Source organism: Clavibacter michiganensis (assembly GCF_002151125.1).
In the GTDB taxonomy this organism is placed as follows: domain Bacteria; phylum Actinomycetota; class Actinomycetes; order Actinomycetales; family Microbacteriaceae; genus Clavibacter; species Clavibacter michiganensis_C.
In genome coordinates this window covers 110,308-123,870 of record NZ_MDJZ01000016.1, presented here as the reverse complement: position 1 = coordinate 123,870, position 13,563 = coordinate 110,308, and the positions used below count along the sequence as shown (strand labels likewise).

The following is a 13,563-nucleotide window of genomic DNA, read 5'->3' as shown; positions in this document are numbered from 1 at the left end:
GTCGTGCGGAGGGTCGGAGGGGGCGCGGGCCGCGTCGGGCGCGCGCGCGTGCGGCAGCCGGATCACTTGACGGCGCCGCCCGTCGCGCCCGCCGCGATGAAGCGCTGCGCCGCGAGCAGCAGCACGATCGCCGGCAGCGACGCGAGCACCGCCGTCGCCATCACCGTGCTCCAGTCGGCGGTGTACGTCCCGATGTACTGGTAGATCCCGAGGGTGATGGGGCGCACGTCGTCGGTGGTCGTGAGCGTCAGCGCGAACAGGAAGTCGCTCCAGGTGAAGAGGAACGTGAAGAGCCCGGCGGTGATCACGGCGTTGAGGCTCACGGGCAGCACGATCGAGCGGAACGCCCGGAAGTTCCCGGCGCCGTCCACCTTCGCCGCCTCGATGATCGACGGCGGGATCCCCGCCATGAACGCCCGCATGATGAGGATCGCGAACGGGATGCCGGCCGTGGAGTCCGCGAGGATGAGGCCCGGGATGGAGTTGAGCAGCCCCAGGTCGTTGTACGCGGCGTAGAGCGCGTTCGCGACGACGATGCCGGGAATCATCTGAGAGATGAGGATCCCGAACAGCACCACGTTGATCCACCTGAACTTGAACTGCGCCAGCGCGTACGCGGCCGGGGTCGCGATGGCCAGGCTGAGCACCACGCTGCCGAGCGCGATCACGAGGCTCGTGCCGAGCGCCTGCCCCTGCTCGCCGAGCGCGGTCGCGTACCCGTCGAACTGCGCCTCGAACGGGAACCACGCGGCCTCGATGGCGGGGCCGGCGGGCTGCAGCGAGATGTTGACCATCCAGTAGACGGGGAACAGCATCACGGCGAGGAGCGCGATCCCGACGACCGTGCCGATCCAGCTGCGGTCGGCCCGCGGTCGGCGGGACCCGGACGGCACGCGGCGGGCGGGAGCGGGGACGGGCACGAGGCGCTCGGCGGTGTCACTCATCGACGGCCTTCCTGTTCGCGCGGAGGTAGACCACCGCGAACACCGCCGAGATGGCGATGAGGATGTTGCTGAGGGCGGCGCCCGACCCGAAGTCGAACTGCTGGAACGAGAGCGTGTACGACTGCGTCGCGATCGTCTGCGTCGAGTTCGCGGGCCCGCCGTTCGTGAGGCCGAGGATGATGTCGAGCACCTTGATCGTGTAGACGACCCCGAGCACGAGCACCACGCCGACCACCGGTCGGAGCAGCGGCCAGGTGATGTGGCGGAAGCCCCGCCAGCCGGTGGCCCCGTCGAGGGATCCGGCCTCGTACAGCTCCGGCGGGATGTCCTGCAGGCCGCCGTAGAGGATGGTCGTGTTGAACGGGATCCCGATCCACACGTTCACGGCGATCACCGTGATGAGCGCGAACGCCGGGCTCGTGAGCCACGGCACCGGGTCCTGCACGAGACCTGCGCCCAGCAGGAACTGGTTGAGCACGCCCGAGTCCTGGTCGAGGATCCACTTCCACACCGCGCTCGAGACGATGAGCGGCAGGAGCCACGGCAACAGCAGCAGCGCCCGCAGCAGCCCGTTGAGCGGGAAGCTCCGCCGGAAGAACAGCGCGAGCACGAGCCCGATGACGAACTGGCCGAGGATCGACCCGATCGTGAACAGGAACGTGTTGAGGAGCGCCGTCGAGAAGATCCCCGACGAGAGCACCGACGCGTAGTTCGCGAACCCGACCCACGGCGCCTCGCCCGTGTAGAACGTGGTCGTCGTGTACTCCTGGAAGCTCATGACGATGTTCTTCACGACGGGGAAGCCGAAGAAGAGCACGAGGTAGACGACCGCCGGCACCAGGAACATCGCCTGGAAGAAGCGCTCCCACCTCCAGCGGGGACGGCGGCGCACGGGCCGCGGCGCATCATCCGCCGCGGCACCGGCACCCCGGCCGCGTCCCGCCGCCTGCGCGGCCGGACGGGTCGGGACGGCGGTCGTCGCCATCAGCCCTGCTCGGCGTTCTTCAGCGCGTCCTCCGGGGAGGACTGACCGGTCAGCGCCGACTGCACGGCCGTGTAGATCTTCGTGGCGGCCTTCGGCCAGTCCTCGCCGAGCTCGCCGGTGCGGGCGCGGGCGTCGGCGACGAGGTCGACGAACACCTGCTCCTCGGGTACCTGCTGGCCGAACTCGGTGGCGACGGCGGTCTTCGACGGGATCGTGAAGCGCTTGGTGGCCATCTCCAGCTGGTTCTCGTCCGAGTTGAGGCACTCGACGACCTTCGCGGCCGTCGCCTGCTTCTCCTCGTCGCCGGTCTGCGGGACGGTCCAGACCTCGCCGCCGAGCGGGGCGACGGCGGTGCCGCCCGCGGTGGGCGCGGGGATCTTCGCGATGCCGTAGTCGACGCCCGACTCGGTGAGCGCGGGGATCTGCCACGGGCCGTTGATCATCATCGCCGTCTTGCCGGCCATGAACTGGTCGTTGACGTCGGACTGGGTCCAGTTCACGACGCTCTGCGAGGCCGAGCCGTCCTTGACGAGGTCGGTCCAGAGCTGCAGCGCCTCCGCGGTCTCGGGCGTGGCGATGTCCTTCTCGTCGCCGCCGTTCGACCACATGAAGGGCAGGAACTGCCAGGTGCCCTCGTAGGTGGCGTTGGCGTCCATCGCGATGCCGTAGCGGTCGCCGTCCTTGAGCGCCGCGGCCGCGGTCTTCAGCTCGTCCCACGTGGTGGGGGGCTGGATCCCGGCGTCGGCCAGCATCGCCTTGTTGTAGAAGAGCGCGATCGTGTTCACGGTGGGCGCCAGGCCGTACGTCTTGCCCTCGTAGGTGCCGGCGTCGACGACGCCCTGCGCGTAGCCGTCGGTCGAGATGCCGAAGTCCTCGAGCGGGGCGAGCGCGCCGGTCGCGGCGATCTGCTGCAGGTCGGGGTTGTCGAGCATGAGCACGTCGGGCAGCGTCCGCGACGACGCCTGCTGCAGCACCTTCTGGATGAGGCTCGAGCCCGGGATCGAGGTGCGCTCGATGGTGACGCCGAGGGACTCGCCGCACTTCGTGAGCGTGTCGCCGATGACGGTGTCGTCGTTGCCCTCGTTGTAGTAGTCGGTGACGGTGATCTCCGACGGGCTGCCGCCCGAGGAGGATCCGCCTCCCCCGCCGCCGGAGCAGCCGGCGAGCACGAGGGGGACGGTGGCCGCGAAGGCGGCGGCGCCGATGAGTCGGCGGCGGCGGGCGGTGGATCGAGGGGACATCGCGTGGTCTCTTCCTTGAGGTGGCGGTCGGTCCGGGTCCCGACGACCTCCGATCCGCTCGCATCGCGCGCATCCGGGAGGCGCCGTCGCGAACCCGATGGCGGCGACGCTAACACCGGGACCGGGTCCCTGTAAAGCGGTTAACCGGGATCCGGACCGGCACCGGCCGGAGACCGCGCATAACGATCGGGACACGACGCGATCCCCGCGCCTGCGGCGATCGGGCGCCGCGGACGCCGCGATCGGGGCCCTGGGCGGGGGCGGGCGATTAGTCCCCCCGCGGGCCCCGGGCTACCTTCGATACGGCCCGGACGAACGGGCCCGTCATCATCCAGGACGCGCCGACCGGCCGCCGATCACCATCGGCACGCGGTCGTCGTACGGTCCGGAGGAGTGGGCGCGGACCCCGTGGTCCGGCCCGCGGAGGACGCCCGGTGGTCTCGGGATCCGGCGCTCACGCCCGGCCTCGAGTCCCGGCCGGCCCCGCACCCCCTCCGACCCGTCCGTCGACCGAACGCGCCGACGTCCGCCCCGCTCCTGAACCACCGTGCCCCCGTGCCCGGAGCCGGCCGACGACCGCATGGAGAACCCATGACCGTCACCACAGATCGCCCCACCGCCGCCGACACCGCCGACACCCCCGTCCCCGCCGTCCGCGCGCGCGGCCTCTACAAGGTCTTCGGCCGCCGCGGAGCCGACGCCGCCCGTCGCCTCGCCGCGGGCGCCAGCCGCGAGGAGACCGCCCACCTCGGCACGGCGGCCGTCATCGACGCGTCGTTCGACGTGCAGCCCGGCGAGATCTTCGTCGTGATGGGCCTGTCGGGATCCGGCAAGTCGACCCTCATCCGCATGCTCAACGGCCTGTGGGAGCCCACCGCCGGCACCGTCGAGGTCTCCGGCGAGACCATCACCGACGTGCCCGCGACCCGGCTCCGCCAGGTGCGGCGTTCGCACGTCTCCATGGTCTTCCAGCACTTCGCGCTCCTGCCGCACCGCACCGTCATCGACAACGTCGCCTACGGGCTCGAGGTGCAGGGCGTCGGCCGCGCCCGGCGGCTCGAGAAGGCGCGCGAGGTCATCGGCCTCGTGGGCCTCGACGGCTGGGCGGACAAGATGCCGTCCGAGCTGTCCGGCGGGATGCAGCAGCGCGTCGGCATCGCCCGCGCGCTCGCCGCGGACACCGAGATCCTGCTCATGGACGAGGCGTTCAGCGCGCTCGACCCGCTCATCCGCCGCGAGATGCAGGAGCAGCTGCTCGAGCTGCAGGCCAGCCTCGGCAAGACCATCGTCTTCATCACGCACGACCTCAACGAGGCGATGTTCCTCGGCGACCGCATCGCCGTGATGCGCGACGGCCGCATCGTGCAGATCGGCACGCCCGAGGAGATCCTCACCGACCCGGCGAACGACTACGTCGCCCAGTTCGTGCAGGACGTCGACCGCGCCCGCGTGCTCACCGCCGCGAGCGTGATGGAGCCGGCGCGCGCCGTCGTGCCGCTCACGGTCGGCCCGCGCGGCGCGCTGCGCGTGCTCCGCGACCTGCAGACCGCCGCCCTGTTCGTGCTCGGCCGCGACCGCAAGCTGCTCGGCTGGGTGCGCGACAGCCACGTGATGCGCCAGGTGAAGGCGAACGACACCGACCTGGAGCGCATCGTCAGCACGGCGTTCGCGAAGGTCGGGCCGGACGCGTCCCTCGTGGACCTCTTCGAGCTCGCGGTCGAGAGCCCGCTGCCCATCGCGGTGGTGGACGGGCACGACCGGCTGCTCGGGGTGATTCCCCGGGTCACGCTGCTCGCCGCGCTCGGGAACGTCGACACGTCGACCTCCCCGATCCCCGTGCTCGAGCCCGTCACGCGGATCTCCGACACCGAGCTCGACGAGACGCTGGCGACGGGCGAGAACCCCGTCGTCGGATCCGGACCCGGATCGCCCGAGGCCGGCTCGCCGGACCACGCCGACGCACGCCACGAGGGGACCCTCCGATGAACGACCTCCTCCGCATCCCGTTCGGCGACTGGGTCTCCGACGGCGTCGACGTCCTCACCACGAACTTCCGCGGCCTCTTCGACGCGCTCCGCGTCCTGTTCACGTTCTTCTACGAGTGGGTGGCCTACGCGCTGGCCGCTCCGCCGTTCTGGGCGATCATCATCGTGATCGCCGGGCTCGCGTTCCTCGCCCGCGGCTGGAAGCTCGCCGTCGGCACCGCGATCGGCCTGCTCTTCATCGGCACGCTCGACCAGTGGGAGAACGCGATGGCGACGCTGGCGCTCGTGCTGGTCGCCAGCGCGATCGCGATCGTCATCAGCATCCCGATCGGGGTGCTGGCGGCGAAGTCCGACGTGGCGTCCCGCATCATCCGGCCGATCCTCGACTTCATGCAGACGACGCCCGCGTTCGTCTACCTGATCCCCGCGCTGCTGCTGTTCCGCCTGGGCGTCGTGCCCGGGATCGTCGCGACCATCGTGTTCGCGATGGCGCCCGGCGTGCGTCTCACCGAGCTCGGGATCCGCGGCGTCGACACCGAGGTGGTCGAGGCAGGCCAGGCGTTCGGCTCCTCGCCGTGGCGCATCCTGCGGCAGATCCAGCTCCCGCTCGCGAAGCCCAGCATCATGGCCGGCATCAACCAGGTCATCATGCTGTCGCTCTCCATGGTCGTGATCGCCGGCCTCGTCGGCGCCGGCGGCCTCGGAGAGGACGTCATCGCGAGCCTCGGCCGCATCGACGTCGCGCTGGGCGCCGAGGCAGGCGTCTCCGTGGTGATCCTCGCGATCATCCTCGACCGCATGACCGCGGCCCTCGGCGAGGACCGCAGGAGCCGTCGCCGTCGACCCGCGGCGCGCGTCGCCCCGGCCCCCGACCGGGACGCCGCCGACCCCGAGGCGCACCGCCGCCCGGAGCCCGCGACCGCCTCCGCGTGACGCCCGCGCGTCCGCTCCCCCTCCCACCCGCACCACACCGCACCCACGTTCTCGGAAGGAACACATGAAGAAGCGCACGCTCGCGACATCCATCACCCTCGGCGCGGCCCTGTTCGGCCTCGCCGCGTGCTCCCCGCCCTCCACGTCCGGCTCCCCCGCGGCCGACGAGACGCTGGAGAACGGCGACAGCAGCGTCGTCGACATGGCCGTGTTCAACGGCTGGGACGAGGGCATCGCCGCGTCCTGGCTGTGGAAGAGCATCCTCGAGGACGAGGGCTACACCGTGAACCTCGAGATGGTGGACGTGGCCCCCGGCTACGTCGGCCTCACCACGGACGACCTCGACGTCGTGCTCGACACCTGGCTGCCGACCACGCACGCCGACTACATCGAGGAGTACGGCGACGACCTCACCGACCTCGGCGCGTGGAACGAGGACGCGAAGCTCGCGATCGCCGTGAACGAGGACGCCCCCATCGACTCCATCGAGCAGCTGCAGGAGAACGCCGACCTGTTCGGCGGCACGATCGTCGGCATCGAGTCCGGCGCCGGGCTCACCACTGCCGTGCAGGAGCAGACCATCCCGAAGTACGAGATCACCGGCCTCGAGCTGCAGACCTCGTCCACCGCGGCCATGCTCACCGAGCTGAAGAGCGCCACGGATGCCGGCGAGGACATCGCCGTCACGCTGTGGAGCCCGCACTGGGCGTACGACGCGTTCCCCATCAAGGACCTCGCCGACCCGAAGGGCACCCTGGGCGACGCCGAGGGCATCCACTCGTTCGGCGGCAAGAGCTTCACGGAGGACTTCCCCGCCCTCGCCGAGCGCCTCAAGGCCTTCAAGATGGACACCGCCACCCTCTCCTCGCTCGAGAACGCCATGTTCAACAGCGGCGTCGAGGGCGACGACTACACCGAGGTCGTCGAGGCCTGGATGGCCGAGAACCAGGACTACGTGGACACGCTCGCCAGCTGATCCACCGCTCGACGACGACGCCCCGACGGACCTGGTCCGGCGGGGCGTCGTCGTCCGCGGGGCGTCCTAGACCAGGCGCTTCTCCCCCGGCCTCAGGATCCGGAGCCAGCGGTACCCGTAGCCCTCGATCTCGATGGCGAGGCGCGGGCCCGCGGCGTCCAGCTCGATGGGCGACGGCTCGTCGCCGAGCAGGTCGACCGCGCGCAGCGGACCGTCGGCGCCGAGGCCCAGGGCGTCGAGGTCGAGGTCGAGCATCCGGCCGTCGGGCGCGAGGTTGTGCACCGCGACCAGCGCGCCCGTCGTGCTCGTGACCGCGTGCGCGAGCACGCACGGGTGGCCGGAGTCCAGCAGGGTCAGCTCGCCCCAGCCGATCTCGGGCGACGACCGGTAGTGGCGGATGAGCTCCTGCATGAACCGGAGGAGGGAGCCCGGCTCGTGGCGCTGGCGGGACACGTTGACGTGCTGCGGCGCCCAGCCCTCCGCCGCGAGCGGCGTGATGAGGTCGTCCGCGGCGGCGCGCGAGAACCCGCCGCCGGGCTCGTCCGTCCACTGCATGGGCGTGCGCACCGCGCCGCGGCCCTTCACGGCCGGGTTCTCGCCCATGCCGATCTCCTCGCCGTAGAGGAGCACGGGCGCGCCCGGCAGCGAGAACATCAGGCTGTAGACCATGCGGATCCGGCGGGGGTCGCCGTCGAGCATGGGCGGCAGGCGCCGCACGATGCCGCGGCCGTGGATGCGCTGCGACTCCTCCGGCGCGAAGGCCCGGAACACCTCGTCGCGCTCGTCCGGGGTCAGCTGGTCGAGGGTCAGCTCGTCGTGGTTGCGCACGAAGTTGCCCCACTGGTTGCCGCGGGCGATGGCCGGACGGGCGGCGAGCGCCTCCCGCAGCGGTGTCGCGTCCTGGCGGGCCAGCGCGAGGTACAGGGCCTGGTTGGCGACGAAGTCGAACTGCATGGTGAGCTCGTCGCCGTCGTCCGCGCCGAAGAACGGCACCATCTCGTCGTACGGCAGGTTGACCTCGCCGAGCATCATGCCGCCTCCGCTGCGGCGCGAGACGTAGCCGCGGAGGGCCCGGAGGAAGTCGTGCTCGGCACCGTCCTCGGTCGCGATGAGGTGCGGCACCGCGTCCACCCGGAAGCCGTCGATGCCGAGCTCGAGCCAGAAGCCGATGACCTTCGCGATCTCCTCCCGCACCACCGGGTCGTCGGTGGCGAGGTCGGGCTGGTGGGAGTAGAAGGAGTGGCGGTAGTGCTGGCCGGCCACCTCGTCGTACGACCAGACGCCGTCCTCCACGTCGGGGAACATGTTGGCCGGCTGGTCGGCGGGCACCTCGTCGCTCCACCGGTAGAAGCGACGGAACCGGCTCTCGGGATCCCGGCGGGCGGCCTGGAACCACGGGTGCTGGTCGCTGGTGTGGTTGACGACGAGGTCGACGATCACGCGGAGGCCGCGGTCCTTGGCGGTGCGGATCACCTCGACGAAGTCGCCGAGGTGGCCGTAGCGCGGATCCACCCCGTAGTAGTCGGAGATGTCGTACCCGTTGTCGCGCTGCGGCGACGGGTAGAACGGCGCGAGCCACAGGCACGTGACCCCGAGCTCGGCCAGGTGGTCGAGGCGGTGGGCGAGGCCCTCGAGGTCGCCGACGCCGTCGTCGTCCCAGTCGAGGTACGTCTCCACCTTGAGGTTGTAGAAGACGGCGGTCTTCCACCACAGGTCGCTGGTGTCGGTGACCCTCATCGGGCGGCCGTCGGGGTGGATGGGCGGGCGGGCGTCGCGTGGATCATGTCGGCTCCGTGTCGGGTCAGCGGCTCCTCGACGACGCTACCGGCGCGGCCTGGGCATCGGTCGGGGCGACGGGCGCGGACACGCCGATCAGCCCTCCGGGAAGGAGAACAGCACCTGCGCGATGCGCCGCGTGAGGTCGACCGGATCCTCGCCCGCGTAGCTGCGCTCGAGCGCGCCGGATCCGTGCAGCATCACGAGCCCGTGCACGAGCGCGAACGCGGCGAGCGGGGAGTCGGGCGTGCGCGGCTCGACGGTCGCGACGCCCGCGAGCAGCACCTCGTCGGTGGCGGCGCGCGCGGCGGCGAGGGCGGGATCCGCCGGGTCGATGCGCGAGGGGTCGAACATCACGGCGTAGTGGCCGCGCCCCGGTCCGGTCGCGTAGCGCACGTACGCCTCCGCGGCGGCGAGGAAGTCGGGCGCCTCGCGGAGGGCGTCGCCGAGCTGCCGGAAGCCCTCGGTCGCGAGCGCGGTCATGAGCCCGCGGCGGTCGCGGAAGTGGTGCGCGGGCGCCGCGTGCGAGACGCCGGCGCGGCGCGCGAGCTCGCGGAGGGTGACCGCGTCCGGGCCGTCGGCGGCGACGATCGCGGCGGCCTCGCGGAGCAGGGCGGAGCGGAGGTCGCCGTGGTGGTAGGCCATGCGATCACGCTACGCGCATGTTGACATTGACAAGACCGGTGCATCCTGACACGATCTTGTCGCCGTCAAGATGCTGGAGCCCCATGATCCCGTTCGCCGCCCTGATCGTCGTCGCCCTGGAGGCGCGGCTCGTGGGGATCGCCGTGCCCCTGCCCTACCTCCACGGCTGGCCGGCGTCGGTCGCGGTGGGCCTCGCGGCCGCGTTCGCGCTCGGAGCCGGCGCCCACTTCCAGGAGCCGCGTCGCTCCGGGCTCGTCTCGATCGTGCCCCCGGCGGTGCCCCGGCCCGAGCTCGTCGTCACGGCGACGGGCGTCCTCGAGATCGCGGGCGCGGTCGGGCTCCTGATCCCCGCCCTCCGCACGGCCGCCGCGATCGGTCTGGCGCTCCTCCTCGTCGCCGTGTTCCCGGCCAACGTGCGCGCGGCCCGCGGCTGCCGCCACCCGGACGCCCCGACGACCCCGCTCCCGCTGCGCGCCGCGATCCAGGCGGGGTTCCTGCTGGCCTGCGCCGTCGTCGTGCTCGGCTGAGGCGGCCGGGGCGCGGGTGGGGGCTGTCCCCCACCGAGCCGGGAGGACACCTCCATCGCCTGGGGAAATCGAGACCCATACGGTGAGAGCGTGAACATCGTGACCGCCATCTGGACCTCCGCCGTCGACCTCCTCCTCGACGCCGTGCTGGGCTCCGCCTGGTTCGTGATCCTGGTCACGCTCCTCGCCACGGGCGTCGGCACGCTCCCCGCCGGCGGCCTCGGACTCCTCGTCCTGGCCGCCACCGCCGTCCTGGTCCGGGGCATCGGCGTGGTCGAGCGCGGGCGCGCCGTCGCCGTGCACGACATCGCGATCACGCTCCCCGTCCGTCGACGGACGCGGGTCACGAGCGCCTGGCGCCACCTGGCCCAGCCGCTCCTCGACCTCGTCGACCCGGTGACGTGGCGCCAGATGCTGCACCACGCCCTGAGCACGGTGCTCGGGCTCGTCTTCCTCACGCTCCTGTTCGCGGTGCCGCAGCTCGCGGTCGCGGTCGGCGCGGGCGAGGTGGCAGGCGTCCCCGGCGGCGCGTTCGCCGGCACGATCACCGGCGTCGCCGTCGCGGCGCTGCTGCTCCTCTACGTGTGGGGCGCCGGATCCCTGGACCGCGCCGTCGCCCCCGCCCTCCTCGGCACGAGCCGCACGGCGGCCCTCGAGAGCCGGGTCGACACGCTCGTCGACGCGCGGCAGGGCGCGGTGGACGCCGCGTCCACCGAGCGGCTCCGGATCGAGCGGGACCTGCACGACGGGGTCCAGCCGCGGCTCGTGGCGCTCGCGATGACGCTCGGCATGGCCCGCTCGCGCCTGGACAGCGATCCCGCCGCCGCCCGCGAGCTCCTCGACCAGGCGCACCGCGACGCCAAGGACTCCATCACCGAGCTGCGGCAGCTGGCCCGCGGGATCCACCCCGCCGTGCTCACCGACCGCGGCCTCGACGCCGCCCTCTCCGCCGTCGCCTCCCGGAACCCCGTGCCCACGACCGTCCGGGTGGACCTCTCCGCCCGCCCCCGCCCGGAGGTGGAGGCGGTGCTGTACTTCGCCGTCGCCGAGGCCCTCACCAACGTCGCCAAGCACTCGGGCGCGTCCCGCTGCGCGGTGTCCGTCGACGAGGTGCCGGGCGGGATCCGCGCCGTGGTCTCCGACGACGGCCGCGGCGGGGCGACCCGCGACGGCAACCCCGGCGGCGGACTCGGCGGCATGCACGACCGGGTGCGCGCCGCCGGCGGCACCCTGACCACCTCGAGCCCCGCTGGCGGCCCGACCGACGTGACCGTGGAGGTCCCGTGCGCATTGTGATCGCCGAGGACTCCGTCCTCCTCCGGGCGGGCCTCGAGCGCCTCCTCACCGACGCGGGGCACGAGATCGTCGCCGCCGTCGCCGACGCCTCCGCGCTGCTCGCGGCCGTCGACCGGGAGCGCCCCGACCTCGCCATCGTGGACGTGCGCATGCCGCCGACCTTCACCGACGAGGGGATCCGCGCCGCGGTCCTCATCCGCGCCCAGGACCGCCACGCGGCCGTGCTCGTGCTCTCCCAGTACGTGGAGGAGCGCTACGCCTCCGACCTCATCGCCGCGAACTCCGCGGGGCTCGGCTACCTCCTCAAGGACCGCGTCGCGGAGGTGGACGAGTTCCTCGCCGCCGTCGCCGAGGTCGGGGCGGGCGGCACGGTCTTCGACCCGGAGGTCGTGGCGCAGATCGTCGTCCGATCCCGGCGATCCGACGGGGTCGACGCCCTGTCGCCGCGCGAGGCCGAGGTGCTCCAGCTGATGGCCGAGGGGCGCTCGAACAGCGCGATCGCCGGCGCCCTGCACGTCTCCGAGGGCTCCGTCGAGAAGCACGTCTCCGCGATCTTCACGAAGCTCGACCTCCCCGTCGAGAGCACCGGCAACCGCCGCGTGCTCGCCGTGCTGCGGTACCTGGCGCGCGCCGCCGACCCGCGCGGCTGATCCGCCGCTCCCTCCTCACCCTCTCCTCCCGCCCCTCCTCCGACAGAAGGCCGTCATGACCACCATCGCCCCCGCGGGTCCGCCCGCGCAGCCCGCCCCGCCCGCGCCCCGCCGCCCGCGGACGCTCCGCACCGTGCTCCTCGCGGTCGGCTCCATCGCCCTCGTGGCGCTCCTCGCGCTCGTCGCCCTGCAGGTCGTCGCCGGCCTCGACCGCGACGACCGCTCGCGCACCAGCACCGTGGCCGAGCCCTTCGACCGCGTGTCGGTCGACGCGTCCGCCGCCGACCTGCGGATCGAGCAGGCGGACGTGGACGTCGCCCGCATCGTCTTCAACTCCGGCGGATCCGCCCTCAGCGAGACCCACTCCGTGCGCGACGGCGAGCTGCGGGTGCAGCTGCGGAGCCCCGGCTGGGGCGTCCTCGATCTGCCGTTCGGCTCGTCCCCCGGGGCCCAGCTCGTGGTGCAGGTGCCCGCGGGGACGACCGGCGACGACCTGGCCGTCCACGTCTCGTCGGCCGCCGGCGGGATCGTGCTCGCGGGCGCGTTCGGCGACGTCGACCTCGATGCCGGCGCGGGCGAGATCCGCCTCTCGGGGAGCGTGGCGGACCTCTCGGTCGAGAGCGGCGCAGGCGACCTCATGGCCGACGCGCTCGAGGTGACCGGCGAGATCCGCACGACGAGCGCCGCGGGCGACACCGAGCTCGACCTCGCCACGGCGCCCACCGCGATGCGCGTGGAGACGACCGCGGGCGAGCAGCGGATCCGGCTGCCGGCCGGCTCCTACGCCATCACGACCGAGACGGTGATGGGACAGGTGTCGAACGCGATCGGCAGCGATGCGGACGCTCCGCGCCGGTACGTGCTCTCGGCGACGATGGGTGACATCGAGGTCGCGCAGCGCTGAGGCGGCGACGTCCGGGCGTCCGCGCCGTGACTTCCGCCTCGGCGGGGATCACGGCGTCGCCGCGTCGGCGGCTCCGGCCAAGAGTCAGCCCGGGGGCGGCCCCACCGGCGGCAGCAGCCCCTGCTCGGCGGCGGCCGCGCGGGCGATGAGCAGGGTCGGGTCCTCGATCCCGCCCGCCGCGATGAGCGCGTCGAGCTCCGCGACGGGCATGCGGACGAGGCGCACCTGCTCGGACGGGTCGGAGCGGTCGGCGGTGCCCGCGGTCGTCGGGGCGGTGCAGGCGAAGACGTGCACGAGCCAGGACGCGCGGCCGGGGTTCACGGCGTAGGTGCGCAGGGGGCGGATCTCCGGCGCCACGAGACCGAGCTCCTCCTCGAGCTCGCGGCGGGCGGCGTCGGCGGGCTGCTCGGAGGCGTCGCCCGCGCCGCCGGGGAGGTCGAGGATCCAGCGCCCGAGCGGGTGCCGGTACTGGCGCGAGAGGATCACGGCGTCGCCGTCGATGACGAGGGTCGCGACCGCGAACGGCACGCTCTCGTCGACCTCGTAGCGCGACCCGGATCCGTCGGGCAGCAGCACGTCGTGCTCGACGAGGACGACGCGGCCGCGGTGCAGGTCGCGGCGGTCGGTGGTGGCCCAGACGGGCTCGGGGCCGGGGGTCGGTTCCGCGGTCGTCACCCCGCGAGCCTAGGGCGGCGCGGGCG

At 72.9% G+C, this 13,563-nt stretch carries 13 protein-coding genes; 7 read left to right on the top strand and 6 right to left on the bottom strand.

Features of this window, described 5'->3' with window-relative positions:
- Positions 1-62: 62 nt before the first annotated feature.
- Genes BFL37_RS09980 through BFL37_RS09970 form a run of 3 tightly spaced genes read right to left on the bottom strand, consistent with a single transcriptional unit; the run spans position 63 to position 3,170 of the window.
- The gene (locus tag BFL37_RS09980; protein ID WP_086514973.1) at positions 63-944 is read right to left on the bottom strand and encodes a carbohydrate ABC transporter permease; all 882 of its coding nucleotides are present in this window, start codon (positions 942-944) and stop codon (positions 63-65) included.
- Positions 937-1,929: a carbohydrate ABC transporter permease gene (locus BFL37_RS09975; protein WP_086514972.1), complete on the bottom strand. Its 993-nt coding sequence runs from the start codon at positions 1,927-1,929 to the stop codon at positions 937-939. The genes BFL37_RS09980 and BFL37_RS09975 overlap by 8 nt, the downstream gene beginning before the upstream one ends.
- The gene (locus BFL37_RS09970) at positions 1,929-3,170 is read right to left on the bottom strand and encodes a sugar ABC transporter substrate-binding protein (protein WP_086514971.1); all 1,242 of its coding nucleotides are present in this window, start codon (positions 3,168-3,170) and stop codon (positions 1,929-1,931) included. Before BFL37_RS09970 ends, BFL37_RS09975 begins: the two co-directional genes overlap by 1 nt.
- 591 nt (positions 3,171-3,761) lie before the next feature.
- On the opposite strand from BFL37_RS09970, the gene BFL37_RS09965 reads away from it, so the two are divergent.
- From BFL37_RS09965 to BFL37_RS09955, 3 genes are all read left to right on the top strand, one after another.
- Positions 3,762-5,156, top strand: a complete 1,395-nt coding sequence (locus tag BFL37_RS09965; protein ID WP_086514970.1) for a quaternary amine ABC transporter ATP-binding protein — start codon at positions 3,762-3,764, stop codon at positions 5,154-5,156.
- Positions 5,153-6,088 carry an ABC transporter permease gene (locus BFL37_RS09960; RefSeq protein ID WP_086514969.1) on the top strand — a complete coding sequence of 312 codons (936 nt, stop codon included), beginning with the start codon at positions 5,153-5,155 and terminating at the stop codon, positions 6,086-6,088. Before BFL37_RS09965 ends, BFL37_RS09960 begins: the two co-directional genes overlap by 4 nt.
- 64 nt (positions 6,089-6,152) lie before the next feature.
- Positions 6,153-7,064 (top strand): glycine betaine ABC transporter substrate-binding protein, encoded by a 912-nt coding sequence (locus tag BFL37_RS09955; protein WP_086514968.1) that lies wholly within the window; start codon positions 6,153-6,155, stop codon positions 7,062-7,064.
- Between the two features lie 66 nt (positions 7,065-7,130).
- On the opposite strand, the gene BFL37_RS09950 is transcribed toward BFL37_RS09955, so the two are convergent.
- Both BFL37_RS09950 and BFL37_RS09945 read right to left on the bottom strand, forming a co-directional pair.
- On the bottom strand, positions 7,131-8,801 hold the full coding sequence (locus tag BFL37_RS09950) for an alpha-amylase family protein (RefSeq protein ID WP_086514967.1): 1,671 nt from the start codon (positions 8,799-8,801) through the stop codon (positions 7,131-7,133).
- 135 nt (positions 8,802-8,936) lie between these two features.
- Entirely contained in the window at positions 8,937-9,485 is a 549-nt protein-coding gene (locus BFL37_RS09945) for a TetR/AcrR family transcriptional regulator (protein WP_086514966.1), read from the bottom strand.
- 83 nt (positions 9,486-9,568) lie between these two features.
- On the opposite strand from BFL37_RS09945, the gene BFL37_RS09940 reads away from it, so the two are divergent.
- From BFL37_RS09940 to BFL37_RS09925, 4 genes are all read left to right on the top strand, one after another.
- Entirely contained in the window at positions 9,569-10,012 is a 444-nt protein-coding gene (locus BFL37_RS09940) for a DoxX family protein (protein WP_086514965.1), read from the top strand.
- Between the two features lie 90 nt (positions 10,013-10,102).
- Positions 10,103-11,308: a sensor histidine kinase gene (locus tag BFL37_RS09935; RefSeq protein WP_086514964.1), complete on the top strand. Its 1,206-nt coding sequence runs from the start codon at positions 10,103-10,105 to the stop codon at positions 11,306-11,308.
- A complete protein-coding gene (locus BFL37_RS09930; protein WP_086514963.1) occupies positions 11,296-11,958 on the top strand; it encodes a response regulator in 663 nt (220 codons plus the stop codon). Before BFL37_RS09935 ends, BFL37_RS09930 begins: the two co-directional genes overlap by 13 nt.
- Positions 11,959-12,013: 55 nt before the next feature.
- Positions 12,014-12,862, top strand: a complete 849-nt coding sequence (locus BFL37_RS09925) for a DUF4097 family beta strand repeat-containing protein (RefSeq protein WP_086514962.1) — start codon at positions 12,014-12,016, stop codon at positions 12,860-12,862.
- A gap of 84 nt (positions 12,863-12,946) precedes the next feature.
- On the opposite strand, the gene BFL37_RS09920 is transcribed toward BFL37_RS09925, so the two are convergent.
- Complete coding sequence (locus tag BFL37_RS09920; protein WP_086514961.1) at positions 12,947-13,537, bottom strand: NUDIX hydrolase; 591 nt, start codon at positions 13,535-13,537, stop codon at positions 12,947-12,949.
- Between the last annotated feature and the right edge of the window lie 26 nt (positions 13,538-13,563).

What these genes read in the sequence shown, in the direction of transcription:
- BFL37_RS09960 (WP_086514969.1), top strand. Translation starts at nt 5,153, where the DNA reads ATGAACGACCTCCTCCGCATCCCGTTCGGCGACTGGGTCTCCGACGGC.
- BFL37_RS09950 (WP_086514967.1), bottom strand. Translation starts at nt 8,801, where the DNA reads ATGAGGGTCACCGACACCAGCGACCTGTGGTGGAAGACCGCCGTCTTC.
- BFL37_RS09945 (WP_086514966.1), bottom strand. Translation starts at nt 9,485, where the DNA reads ATGGCCTACCACCACGGCGACCTCCGCTCCGCCCTGCTCCGCGAGGCC.
- BFL37_RS09965 (WP_086514970.1), top strand. Translation starts at nt 3,762, where the DNA reads ATGACCGTCACCACAGATCGCCCCACCGCCGCCGACACCGCCGACACC.
- BFL37_RS09940 (WP_086514965.1), top strand. Translation starts at nt 9,569, where the DNA reads ATGATCCCGTTCGCCGCCCTGATCGTCGTCGCCCTGGAGGCGCGGCTC.
- BFL37_RS09970 (WP_086514971.1), bottom strand. Translation starts at nt 3,170, where the DNA reads ATGTCCCCTCGATCCACCGCCCGCCGCCGCCGACTCATCGGCGCCGCC.
- BFL37_RS09955 (WP_086514968.1), top strand. Translation starts at nt 6,153, where the DNA reads ATGAAGAAGCGCACGCTCGCGACATCCATCACCCTCGGCGCGGCCCTG.
- BFL37_RS09975 (WP_086514972.1), bottom strand. Translation starts at nt 1,929, where the DNA reads ATGGCGACGACCGCCGTCCCGACCCGTCCGGCCGCGCAGGCGGCGGGA.
- BFL37_RS09980 (WP_086514973.1), bottom strand. Translation starts at nt 944, where the DNA reads ATGAGTGACACCGCCGAGCGCCTCGTGCCCGTCCCCGCTCCCGCCCGC.
- BFL37_RS09925 (WP_086514962.1), top strand. Translation starts at nt 12,014, where the DNA reads ATGACCACCATCGCCCCCGCGGGTCCGCCCGCGCAGCCCGCCCCGCCC.